Consider the following 11176-nt stretch of genomic DNA (forward strand, 5'->3'; position numbering starts at 1 on the left):
AGCTCCTTGCTGATTTGAGAAGCATACCTCACTTGTGCTTTCCAAAATAGAAGGTACTTATTTAACCGCTTACAAAAGCCCAGACTAAGCTCACGCCTCCTGCACACCGGAGGTATCAAATGTGATACAAATGATCTAATGTCAAATGATCGTGAGATTTATAATTGAGCAGGCTATTGAAATGAAAATTAACTTCCGAAATATATTATTTCAACAATATAAATCGAACAAAAATCAAATATATTACTAGATATCGTTATAGTTTTATTATTAAAACTTGCTTCAAGCTCATCAGTATTTATATAAGTTAGGTAATATAACGAGGACTTATCGCCTTTTATATAACAAAGTGTGTTTTTTAGCATTTTTAAATGTTCTCTATTAGCTTCGTGTGTTAAGAGCGTTGTTGTCTTCGGAATTAATGGCTCATAATCATCCGTACTAATAATAATAGGCGTAAGCTGTGTTATTTTTTGTCTAATTTCTTCCAAATAACTCATTGAGCCGCCTGTGAGGTCTTTCTTTGAAAAGTCTATTTCTATATGACAAGGATTCTCTTTTTCAAGAAACATATTTGAATCACAGATAACACCTTCTAAATACAGTTTATGTATCAAACGTTCTGCAATCTTTTCTCCAATTTTCATTCGCTCACTTTCGATTGATTTCAATGTACCAGAACGAACAATCCCATCTTCACAAAAAAGCTGCTGATTTTGTTTCAGCAATTTTTGCCTTATAAATTTTACTCTTTTACCAGGTGTGAGTTTCAATAATTCATTTGTAATTTCACTAGTATTCATAATTTATTAATTTATTTTCGTTGGAAATATATCGCCAAAAAGATATCTGCTCACTATCCTGTAAAAGCGCAATATCTCCATTTTCATTTAAAGTTAAAAAAACCATTGGATTCTTTTGTTCAAGAAAAGTTTGTTTACATCGAACATACACCTCACTGTCTAAATTAATACTATTAGGAAATATATCAAATGGGTCTATGGCATATTGATTGCTTATTAGCTCTATTTGCCTTGAGAGATAAATATAAAGGTTATGTATTGCGTCGATGTCTTTCTTGTCAACAAATAAATCTATATTGTGGTTATTATGTAGTTGAATAGCTTTACTATTTGGTACATTGCTAGTAAGCATACTTATATAGGATGAAGGAAAATATTCTCTTATTGTAGCGCTTATATCTATTCCGGTTACCCCCTCTCCTCGTAATTCCTGATCTAATACAATTATTGCAGATAACACTGACAAATCCTTAAGTGTTTTTAATATTGCTGTTTTATTAATTTCACTTTCATAAAATGAACTAATAATGTCTAACGGTGTATCAGGTAAATAACAAGACTTTTCCAGACATCCAAGAAACTCCTTACTTTTTGAAAACGTTTTCACTATAACTGATTCTTTGAACTGCTCAGTAAAATAATAATGAATAACATCCAAAAGGGATTGATCATCATCTAAAAGTACAATCTTGGGTTTTATAGAGGCTAACAAAACAATCTCACAAATATTCAAATTACATAGTTATAAGTAATTATACACACACACCAAAAAAAAAAAATAAATACAAAATATAAATATTTAAAAGTGCAATTACACTATTGATATTATAATAAAGTGTATTTACAATCCCCTCCATGTTGTTGATTATGTTTTGTGAATTTAAATCAACTTTGTGAATGCAGTTATAGGGTTTTAAAAATGGAACATCTAAATTTTGTTTTAAGCTCAAATGAGAGAACTCAAGCCTCAATCACAAACGTGTTAATTCCTGCCTATGACAATAATAAAAATGGCCTCGTGTTCACCCTTGAAATGGAAACAACACTTAATGACTCTCTAACAATTAATACTGATGGAAATGTAGCAAATAGTTTAAAGAAAAATTTAAATCGAGCTATAACAATTATGTCCAACCTGTATAGTTCCTGGGAAATATTAAAGAAGTTTAAATATAACCTCCGCTCAATGGAAAACCAATTTCGCGTCATGGATGCCAGAAGTGCTGGAGTACCTTTATGTATAGCACTTCTTAATGTAGTAAGAGCCTTTAACAGAATGGAGCAGATTCAACATATAACTGGAACAGGAATTTTAAGAATAGATGGAACATTTGAAAAGTCCTTTCTCGAAGAAGAGAAAAAGAAAGCCTCTTCGCAAATAATGGAAAGCAGATTTATAAACTCACAGATTTGTAAACATGTGTTTGACCTCGCAGATTTAATGAATAGTCAACAAAAGGAGAAAAACAATGAAATTTAAAAAAATAATCTCCGCACTTATGCTTACCGGAGTTGTAACAGCTGTAAATGCAGATGTTTGCAAACATGCTCCGGGAAGTGTGACATGTGGAAAAGGAACTGTAAGAAGTTTATCAGGGAACGGAATGGTCACGGTAAACGGTACGACAGTAGAAGGTGCAACTAACGTTAATGGTATGTTAAACGCTGATGATGCCAACTTTGCGTCACTAAATGTAAATGGTAGCGTCACCTTAATCCAATGCATTGTTAACCAGGATGTTAAAATAAAAGGCTCACTCAAAGCAACGTCATCAAAATTTGAAAAATCTTTGGATATTTTTTCAAGTTCAATTCGTTTGATTAACTCAAAAATAAACGAAAACTTACAAATCCATCATACAGAAAATAAGACCCAAGAAGTCTTTCTGGAGAATAGCTCGGAAGTAGGGGGAGATATTGTTTTTAATGATGGCCATGGAAAAGTCTATGTCAGAGGTGGTTCAAAAATTGGTGGCAATGTCATTGGTGGCGAAATCATCAATAAATAATGGAGAAGTAAAATGCAAGACCAGAATTATATGGAAAATGTAATTGAAATCTTTTTTGGCATGTACAGTGATGGTAAGGAAGGTGGTAGTGAAGGCAAAGAAGGCGGAAAGGACTCATCTAAGGATGGATGTGAAGGGTTGAACATAAGTAATGGTATTAATAGACAACAACTTGAGTATAAATTCTGACATGTCTGAGAAAAAACTACTCGTTGCCTCATCTCATAAGAGTGAGGCAATTACAAAATGGATTCTTGAGAAGCATTCAGTACAGCCAATCATAGATATTATTTTTTTAGATGAGCTGTTGAATAATTTTGAGATTAGAGATGAATTAGATAAGAGCGGTCCGATTATTCAATGGATCGATACTTTTGGTAATCAATTTTCCAATCACTCTCATTATTTATTAAACAGAGTGATTAATGTTGAAGAGTGCTTATTTAATCAATTTCGATACGAAGATAAGGATTATGCGCAAAGGGAGTTTGAGGCCTATTTAGGGTTTGCTTTGAACGCATTTATAAGTCCACAAATTCAAGCTATCAATGGCATTTGTGAACATTTTAAGACCTTACCTCAGCAGTGGAAGATGGTTAAAAATATCGAAGGGATTTCTATCCCAAGATATTACTGGGGAAGCCCCAGACACCAGTTTTTGTCTGATGTAAAAAATGTAATTCATTCAAGTATATTTGATTGTTTAAATTGGTCTACAAATCAAAGTTACGAAGAGAGCTATTTTCGGTTTGTTAAACCTGATGGTGCCCCTTTGTTTGTTTTATCATTGGGTGGGCAAGATTTAATAACATATGATGAGCAATTAAGCCCAGGACAACAAGCAAGAATTAAAGTGCTGACCCAGCAAATTCGAAAATTGTTTGGATATTTTATTTTTGAGCTATTAATGTTTATTGATAAAGACCAGATAACCTTTGGTTGCATCAATATAGATGTCATCCAATCTGCAAAAAATCCTGACTTTAATCATTTTATGCAGAAGTATTTAGTAAAGGAATGTTCTAAATGTCTCTATTAGCAACTTTTATCTGCTCAAGTCATAGACCTGAAATCAATGGTGGCAGACTTGATAAATCACATAAACCTCTTGTTGAAATAGATTATTCATTATCAAGTGATATCTCTGATGAGATTGTAAATACGATTGCGTTTGGTCCAAAGCAGGATAAAGTTCTGCTAAGTCTTGAGCATGCTATTGAAGAGAACGATAAAATTCTTATCTTTTATTATGAAGATCTCCATAAAAAATGGACCTATGTACAAAACAACTCGGATAGTTATTTTATCTATCGTAAAAATGATACAGAGCAATTAAAAATATACCCAAGAAATTTGTATATTCGCGGCTGTCAGATTGATAGAGACGATCCCTATTGGATGATGTTAGGTGAGTTTTACAATTTTGTTGATACCTGGAAAGGCAGAGTGATTTGCGCCCCCAGCAAACAACACAACAACGAATCAAAATTATATCAATTAAACAGTTCATTAAAGAACTCAAGTCACCCATATAGCGATATTACTATTGGAAAAAGTTATGTCATCAAAGGCCAGAATGGGTTGACAAAATTATCAAAAAACAAACATTACATTGTCAAATCACTTTCCGGCATTCGTTCAATCGTCGTGGATGAGGTGGACTTTGCTTCCTGGAACCAAGAGAGCTTATCCAATATTCCCACTTTATTTCAGGAAAAAGTAGCGGGAAATGATCTGAGAATACATGTTGTTAATGGCAAGGTTTACGGTAAATACTCACTTGAAAAAGCAGGTGTCGATTACCGCTATGACGATAACTTTTTTTCACTTGTCGATTTTAATGAAGTCACTGACGAACTCAAAACATTTTGTTTGGCTGTTACAGAATATGAAGGCAACTCATTAATGGGTATTGATTTTATCAAATCTGAAAATGGCTATGTTGTCTTAGAAGCAAACCCCTCACCAGGATGGTCAGCGTATCACGAATGTAATGGCATCGAAGTCGATGCTTTTATGAAAGATTTATTGGAAGAATTAACACGTTAATCAAGGTTATTTCTCAGTAAATGAATTCTTATTTTCTAAAAATAAATAAGAATCTTATCTAATAACTTGGTTTTAATACCCTCTTTTTAGATAGTTGTGAAGTTAGTTAGAGAATTAAAAAGGAGAACAAATGGATTATTTAAAACAAAATGAGCGAACGCTCGCATTTAAAAAAGCCCGAGAAATTTCATATCAAGAGCTAAGTAATGTCACGGGTGGAAGTAATTTGGCCACTCAGAGACTAGATAGAACCATTACCAACACTCCTAGTGGACCAGATGAGTTAGTGCAGGTAATTTCAGATTAGTTTTTAAAGGATTTAAAATGGGAAAACATAATGAAGAAAGACCTTTAGCCTACATAAAAGCTAGAGAAATACCAACCGAAGAATTTAAAAATATTTCTGGTGGTTCAAATAAGCTAACAACACAGAAAGTTAGGCGAAAAACAAACTTTCCACCCGGATATGATGAAGTAGATGATGTGGTTTTTGATTAATTTTAATAAGGAGATAAATATGGAAAAGAAAGAAAGAGTCCTTGGTTACAATGCCTCTAAAGAATTAACAAATGATGAATTGACTGAAGTATCAGGTGGTTCAGCAAGGATGACGACTAAAACGACACAGCGAATAACAGGAAGCTATCCTGGCAATGTTGATTATGCTGTAGATCAAACTGTTGATTGGTAATCAATAAAACTTAATTCTATGGACCTTTCCGAAAGGTTCATAGCTTCAAATAAAGGTATGTATGACTGTTTTAATAATAACTGAACCAGATGATATCCATGCGGCATTAGTTCATCTTGCTCTTCAGCAAAAAGGATATGAAAGTAAATTATTCTTTAGTGCAGATATGCCAAGCATTCAAAAAAACAATATCTATTTCTCTAATAAACAAGAATATTGGAGTACAAGTATTGACGAAAAAAATAACATCGAGTGGAAAACTCAAGATATTGAATCTATATGGTGGAGAAGACCTCGAAGACCTCATCTTCCAGAAAATATCCATGAAGATGATAAAAGCTTTGTTCATAAAGAGAACTCTATTTATCATGATTCAATTCCCTATTTGTTAAATGGTGATGCATGGTGGGTAAATCCTATTGAGTCAACCTATAAAACACGTTCCAAAATAACCCAATTAAAACTGGCTCAGAAATGTGGTTTTAAATTGCCAGACACCTTAGTCTCGAATTCACCAAAAGATATAAGAAACTTTATTGGCAATTCAGAAAAAAATGGCGTTATCTATAAGCCATTCGCTCCACATCATTGGACTAATGACTCGGGAGTGAGACTTTTATATACAGATAAAATATCGTTAAATGATTTACCCTCTGATGAAATGCTACGGGTTGTACCCGGAATTTATCAAAAATATGTCGAGAAAAAGTACGAGCTCAGAGTCACCTGCTTCGGTTCTCATATAAGTGCTGTTAAAATTCACTCACAACAACATGCTGATGGCCAAACTGATTGGCGTAAAATTCCTGGACACGAGTTAGCACTATCTCCTTTTAAATTAAGTGATTCTATTAAAGATAGAATCATAAGATTTATGAAAATGATAGGCGTAGTTTTTGGTTGCTTTGATTTTATTGTCACACCCGAAGAAGAAATTGTATTTTTAGAACTTAATGAGCAGGGGCAATTTTTATGGGTTGAAGATATATTGCCTAACATAAGTTATTTGGACATGTTTACGGAGTTTATGATACAGAAAAGGTTTGAATTTTCATGGAAGAAATCTAATAAAACGCTATCAGTTCAAGAGCTTGATGAAAAAGCACAAAAAATGACTGATGAAAACATTCATAAACATGTTTATTTAAACCAAGTTAAACGAGTAGCTTAATTATGAAAAAATTTACGAGCTGTATTCTAGGATTATTAATTTTATCTGGTAGATTATATGCCAGCCCCGACAATTTTGATATCTACGGGGTCGAAGATTCTGTAAAACAAAAAATTTATTCCTGTTGTTCAGATAAGATCGAAGAATATTTAAACGACTCAAAAAAAATGTACCTTTCACAGGAGAAACCAAGCACGGAGGCCTTAGTTAATCGGTTAAAACTAGAAGAAAAAATTATTGGCGAAGTTAAGCAGATTGGTAAATTTGTAGAAGTAAAAATTTCAGTCATTCATTATCCAGAGGATAAAAAAACATTCGCTACCCTAGATATAGTCAAAGCCAATGAAGCTTATAGGATACCCAAGAAAAAAAGAACTATAGAGCAAACCAAAACTGTCTCAAATCTTAGCATAAAAAATCTTTTTAGGATTTGGAGAGATTACGACCAACAAAAAATACAACTCCTCAAGAAAAACAAGCTAGATTTTAGCAAAACCTCCTGCCCTGTATTACATTGCACATGGGGTTTTGATAAGGAGGATATTAAATCTGTATTACCACATTTACAAAAAGGCGTAGCGCAAAATAAGCAAGCATTAATTAACATTATAAAAAATGGTGCAGATGACAATGATCGTGGCGACGCTATTTTCATATTAGCCCACGATGACAATTATCAAGAAATAGCCAACTTATTAATCAATTTTACTGATGACACCAGTGATTTAATTCGCAACAATGTGATGCGCGTTTTAGGTGCTATAGTTGATAAACATAAAATAGAAGACCTTGAACTTAGAAGAATTACTCAGGCATTAAACTATCCATATGTGACAGATAGAAATAAAGCCTCATATGTTTTATTCGGAATTATAAAATCCAACCCCAAAACACACTCTCAAGTTATCAAGGCATCAGGGAATATTTTAATTGAGTTGTTAAAACTTAAACAGCCCAATAATCATGATTACGCCTATAACATGTTAAAAGCTTTAAGTCATAAAAACTATGACGAACATGATTTTGAACGTTGGTCAAAATGGATTAATGAACATCAGAGTTAAGCTCTAACTGGACTTAGGCAAATCAGGTGATGATTTTACCTGAGTCCAATAAAATATTATTTTAGGTATTATCTTATGGAAAATAAAAGTCATCTTTTCAGACAAGATGTAATCAACAATCGTATACATAGAAGTTTGGGCACAACCAGAATTAACATTCCTCTAAATTATAAACTAGCCTGTATTGTAAGCTTTGCTCTAATTTTAATTTTATTCATATTTTTTAGTGTCGCTCAAATTTCCGAGAGAACTTATGTCAGAGGGTATCTTGATTCTGAAGAAGGAATTATTTCAGTCGAATCTGATGTTGCAGGTATTGTTGAAAATATTTTTGTTGAGGAAGGAAATGAAGTAAAAAAAGGACAAGTCTTATATACAATTTCGAACCCATTTTCCAAGAACAACAAAATACAAATCAATAACCATAAGCACCGTATCGCTAATCTTAAAAGAGAATACCAAATTAAAACAGAACATTATCAAGCATTATCAAAATTATATGAAAAGAAATATATTTCTGTCTCCAGTCTAAAAGATGCTGAGTCAGAAGAGCTAGAATTACAAAATAAAATAAAAATTGCCGAATACGAGTTATTAGAATTCAAAGAAAATAGAAGCCAACAAATAACAGCACCAAACGATGGGATTGCCACAAATATTTTTTATCGTAGAGGCCAAAAAGTGCAGCAGTCCAAGTCTCTATTACAAATAATCCCATTAAAAGTCAATTTAATTGCACGACTGTATATTCCATCAAGAGAAAGTGGTTTTTTAAAACCAGGGCAAATAATTAACTTGAAATACGATGCATACCCATCAAATCGATTTGGTTTTTATCAAGCAACTGTTAAAGAAATTAATCAAACAATATTAACGGATAGCAAAGAGGATAAGCCAATACGTATTGGTGAGCCCTATTACAAAATAAAAGCCGCATTGAAAACGCCTTATATCTTAGCCTATGGAAAAAAAACGAGATTAAGCCATGGAATGACATTTACAGCAATTTTTACTGGAGAAAAAAAGAAAATTTGGCAATGGATTCTTGATCCAATCTATAGCTATTATGGAGAGCAGATTATATGACTGCAACAGCAAAAAATATATTAAACAGCATTAAAAAACGTCTACCAGTAGTTAAACAAGAACAATTTACTGAATGCGGGCACGCGTGTGTAGCAATGATAAGCAACTTTCATGGCCATAATATTGATTTATTCTCATTAAGAGATATTCAAGCACCTTCGATAAATGGTTCATCTATGATGGATTTGGTTCGTTTATTCGAAAAGTTAGATTTCACAACAAGAGCAATAAGAGTAGAAGTCAACGAGCTAAAGCTAGTTCAATGCCCTGCAGTACTACATTGGAACTTAAATCATTTTGTTGTACTCAAATCTGTTCATAATAAATATATCGTCATACATGATCCCTCAGTTGGTGAAAGAAAAGTCTCACTTAAAGAGGTTTCAAGTTCATTTACAGGCATTGTTTTAGAAGTAAATAAAAATGAGTTTTTTTCACCTATTCAAGCTCAAAACAAATTATCACTGATAGATCTATTCAAAAATATCAAAGGATTAAAACATAGTCTTGTAATTTTATTGCTATTATCATTAGCCATTGAAGTATTTATGTTGATTAATCCTTTATTTATCCAATATGTCACTGATGGAGTAACAAGTTCAAATAATATTAATAACTTATATGTTATCGTTGTTGGTTTTTTAATCCTTACATTTTGTCATACCTTTATTGAGTACATGAGAAGCCACTTTGTTGTTTATCTAACAAATAGAATGTCAGAATATTTTTCCGCTGGCATCATGCATCATTTATTGAAAGTACCGTATAGTTATTTTGAACGTCGTCACAAAGGGGATATATTATCCAGGTTTCATTCGATTAATGAGATACAAAGTAAAATAACCACGGATTCGATAAATACGTTGCTGGATGGATTTGTTATTATTTTAGCATTGGTTATTATGTTGATATACAGCATTACGCTTACATTATTCGTATTATTTGCATTAACAATTTATATTGGGCTTAGAATTCTGGCTTACCGACATCACAAAAAGCAAACCGAGCTATCAATAAACGAACATGCCCAAGTTAATTCAAAATTTTTAGAAATTATTCAGAGCATCATGTCAATAAAGCTCTATTGCAAAGAAAAGTCAATGTTTCAAGGATGGCAAAATCATTTTATCAAAGCAATGAATGCCGACATAAAAATTTCTCGCGTAAATATACTATATAATGTTGGCAATATTTTTGTATTCAATATTGAACATATTTTGGTAATAGCCATTGGTGCAGTACTAGTGATGAAAAATCAGTTTTCTATTGGTATGTTAATGGCGTTTTTAGCTTATCGGCAAAGCCTGGTTAACAAATCATCCTCCTTTATTCAAAAAATTTTTGATTATAAATTAATATCGGTACAATTAAATAGAGTTGCCGATATTCTGTTACAGCAAACAGAATATGATGATAAGTCCAAGGAATTAATAAAAAATATTTCTGGAGATATTAAAGCTAGTCACTTAAGCTATCGTTACGCTGAAAATCAAAATTGGATATTAAAAGATATTTCTTTTCACATTAAACAAGGTGAAAAAGTTGCCATTACAGGACCCTCTGGAGTTGGCAAAACAACATTGTTAAAAATTCTTTTGGGCCTACTGCCTTTTTCTTCAGGTGAAATATTTATTGATGATCTTGCTCTATCTAGCATAGGACTTAGTCATTATCGAAATATCTGTGCTACAGTCATGCAGGACGATACACTAATCAGTGGTTCTATCATAGATAATATAACATTTATGGATACTAACATTGATATGGACAGAGTTCATGAAGTTTCAAAAATGGCTCAAATTCATGAGGATATCCTTAACATGCCTATGAAGTACGAGACGCTGATTGGAGATTTAGGTAGTACTTTATCTGGAGGACAAAAACAACGAGTTTTAATCGCAAGAGCGCTTTATAAGAATCCAAAGATTTTGTTTTTGGACGAGGCAACCAGTCACCTTGATATTGAAACTGAAATTAAAATTAATGATGTTTTGAAAAGCATCGATATAACTCAGATTATTATTGCACATCGGGAAGAATCAATAAAAATGGCTGACCGGATAATTCAAATTTCCTCTTAAAATCATATAAATTACACTGAGTCGACCTTAGAAGAAAGAGCAAGCTACCGCGAGTACTGGAAGGATTCCGGCTTAAGTAAGAAAAATTTTTGCGAGCAAGAAGGTTTAGTGTTGGCAACATTTTTAAGTTGGTTTTCTGGTTTAGCTCACATTCCGCACCAAATAATCGATTAATTCCGAATTAGCTAACAGTATAATTTTTTACCACCAGTAAGTTGACTC

15 protein-coding genes are annotated in these 11176 nt (G+C 32.7%); 13 read left to right on the forward strand and 2 right to left on the reverse strand.

Translation table 11 applies throughout. From position 1 onward, the window contains the following. Positions 1-188: 188 nt before the first annotated feature. Complete coding sequence (locus ACQY7T_RS12730) at positions 189-803, reverse strand: hypothetical protein (RefSeq protein WP_428413891.1); 615 nt, start codon at positions 801-803, stop codon at positions 189-191. Continuing rightward, positions 793-1515 (reverse strand): hypothetical protein, encoded by a 723-nt coding sequence (locus ACQY7T_RS12735; RefSeq protein WP_428413892.1) that lies wholly within the window; start codon positions 1513-1515, stop codon positions 793-795. Before ACQY7T_RS12735 ends, ACQY7T_RS12730 begins: the two co-directional genes overlap by 11 nt. Before the next feature lie 207 nt (positions 1516-1722). Between ACQY7T_RS12735 and ACQY7T_RS12740 the strand changes: the two genes are divergently transcribed. From ACQY7T_RS12740 to tnpA, 13 genes are all read left to right on the forward strand, one after another. Beyond that, a complete protein-coding gene (locus ACQY7T_RS12740; RefSeq protein WP_428413893.1) occupies positions 1723-2283 on the forward strand; it encodes a hypothetical protein in 561 nt (186 codons plus the stop codon). After that, positions 2273-2812 carry a hypothetical protein gene (locus ACQY7T_RS12745; protein ID WP_428413894.1) on the forward strand — a complete coding sequence of 180 codons (540 nt, stop codon included), beginning with the start codon at positions 2273-2275 and terminating at the stop codon, positions 2810-2812. Before ACQY7T_RS12740 ends, ACQY7T_RS12745 begins: the two co-directional genes overlap by 11 nt. A gap of 12 nt (positions 2813-2824) precedes the next feature. After that, positions 2825-3001 carry a hypothetical protein gene (locus ACQY7T_RS12750; protein ID WP_428413895.1) on the forward strand — a complete coding sequence of 59 codons (177 nt, stop codon included), beginning with the start codon at positions 2825-2827 and terminating at the stop codon, positions 2999-3001. 1 nt (position 3002) lies between these two features. Next, on the forward strand, positions 3003-3851 hold the full coding sequence (locus ACQY7T_RS12755; protein ID WP_428413896.1) for a hypothetical protein: 849 nt from the start codon (positions 3003-3005) through the stop codon (positions 3849-3851). Further along, entirely contained in the window at positions 3839-4861 is a 1023-nt protein-coding gene (locus ACQY7T_RS12760; RefSeq protein ID WP_428413897.1) for an ATP-grasp domain-containing protein, read from the forward strand. The genes ACQY7T_RS12755 and ACQY7T_RS12760 overlap by 13 nt, the downstream gene beginning before the upstream one ends. Before the next feature lie 130 nt (positions 4862-4991). Next, positions 4992-5168, forward strand: coding sequence for a hypothetical protein (locus tag ACQY7T_RS12765; RefSeq protein WP_428413898.1), 177 nt, complete (start codon positions 4992-4994; stop codon positions 5166-5168). A gap of 17 nt (positions 5169-5185) precedes the next feature. Further along, positions 5186-5359 carry a hypothetical protein gene (locus ACQY7T_RS12770; protein WP_428413899.1) on the forward strand — a complete coding sequence of 58 codons (174 nt, stop codon included), beginning with the start codon at positions 5186-5188 and terminating at the stop codon, positions 5357-5359. A 19-nt stretch (positions 5360-5378) separates the two neighbouring features. After that, positions 5379-5552 carry a bacteriocin gene (locus ACQY7T_RS12775; RefSeq protein WP_428413900.1) on the forward strand — a complete coding sequence of 58 codons (174 nt, stop codon included), beginning with the start codon at positions 5379-5381 and terminating at the stop codon, positions 5550-5552. Positions 5553-5613: 61 nt separating this feature from the next. After that, the gene (locus tag ACQY7T_RS12780) at positions 5614-6723 is read left to right on the forward strand and encodes an MvdC/MvdD family ATP grasp protein (RefSeq protein WP_428413901.1); all 1110 of its coding nucleotides are present in this window, start codon (positions 5614-5616) and stop codon (positions 6721-6723) included. A 2-nt stretch (positions 6724-6725) separates the two neighbouring features. Then, a complete protein-coding gene (locus tag ACQY7T_RS12785) occupies positions 6726-7787 on the forward strand; it encodes a HEAT repeat domain-containing protein (protein ID WP_428413902.1) in 1062 nt (353 codons plus the stop codon). 75 nt (positions 7788-7862) lie between these two features. Next, positions 7863-8873, forward strand: a complete 1011-nt coding sequence (locus tag ACQY7T_RS12790) for an HlyD family secretion protein (RefSeq protein WP_428413903.1) — start codon at positions 7863-7865, stop codon at positions 8871-8873. Further along, positions 8870-10954 carry a peptidase domain-containing ABC transporter gene (locus ACQY7T_RS12795; RefSeq protein ID WP_428413904.1) on the forward strand — a complete coding sequence of 695 codons (2085 nt, stop codon included), beginning with the start codon at positions 8870-8872 and terminating at the stop codon, positions 10952-10954. Before ACQY7T_RS12790 ends, ACQY7T_RS12795 begins: the two co-directional genes overlap by 4 nt. 6 nt (positions 10955-10960) lie before the next feature. Next, positions 10961-11128: an IS66 family insertion sequence element accessory protein TnpA gene (gene tnpA / locus ACQY7T_RS12800; RefSeq protein ID WP_428413905.1), complete on the forward strand. Its 168-nt coding sequence runs from the start codon at positions 10961-10963 to the stop codon at positions 11126-11128. The last annotated feature ends 48 nt before the right edge of the window (positions 11129-11176 follow it).

Origin of the sequence: Legionella sp., assembly GCF_965140895.1 — a bacterium.
Classification (GTDB): domain Bacteria; phylum Pseudomonadota; class Gammaproteobacteria; order Legionellales; family Legionellaceae; genus Legionella.

Excerpts from the sequence above, each read along its gene's own strand:
- ACQY7T_RS12730 (WP_428413891.1), bottom strand. The coding sequence starts at position 803 with ATGAATACTAGTGAAATTACAAATGAATTATTGAAACTCACACCTGGT.
- ACQY7T_RS12740 (WP_428413893.1), top strand. The coding sequence starts at position 1,723 with ATGGAACATCTAAATTTTGTTTTAAGCTCAAATGAGAGAACTCAAGCC.
- ACQY7T_RS12745 (WP_428413894.1), top strand. The coding sequence starts at position 2,273 with ATGAAATTTAAAAAAATAATCTCCGCACTTATGCTTACCGGAGTTGTA.
- ACQY7T_RS12750 (WP_428413895.1), top strand. The coding sequence starts at position 2,825 with ATGCAAGACCAGAATTATATGGAAAATGTAATTGAAATCTTTTTTGGC.
- ACQY7T_RS12755 (WP_428413896.1), top strand. The coding sequence starts at position 3,003 with ATGTCTGAGAAAAAACTACTCGTTGCCTCATCTCATAAGAGTGAGGCA.
- ACQY7T_RS12760 (WP_428413897.1), top strand. The coding sequence starts at position 3,839 with ATGTCTCTATTAGCAACTTTTATCTGCTCAAGTCATAGACCTGAAATC.
- ACQY7T_RS12765 (WP_428413898.1), top strand. The coding sequence starts at position 4,992 with ATGGATTATTTAAAACAAAATGAGCGAACGCTCGCATTTAAAAAAGCC.
- ACQY7T_RS12770 (WP_428413899.1), top strand. The coding sequence starts at position 5,186 with ATGGGAAAACATAATGAAGAAAGACCTTTAGCCTACATAAAAGCTAGA.
- ACQY7T_RS12775 (WP_428413900.1), top strand. The coding sequence starts at position 5,379 with ATGGAAAAGAAAGAAAGAGTCCTTGGTTACAATGCCTCTAAAGAATTA.
- ACQY7T_RS12780 (WP_428413901.1), top strand. The coding sequence starts at position 5,614 with ATGACTGTTTTAATAATAACTGAACCAGATGATATCCATGCGGCATTA.
- ACQY7T_RS12785 (WP_428413902.1), top strand. The coding sequence starts at position 6,726 with ATGAAAAAATTTACGAGCTGTATTCTAGGATTATTAATTTTATCTGGT.
- ACQY7T_RS12790 (WP_428413903.1), top strand. The coding sequence starts at position 7,863 with ATGGAAAATAAAAGTCATCTTTTCAGACAAGATGTAATCAACAATCGT.
- ACQY7T_RS12795 (WP_428413904.1), top strand. The coding sequence starts at position 8,870 with ATGACTGCAACAGCAAAAAATATATTAAACAGCATTAAAAAACGTCTA.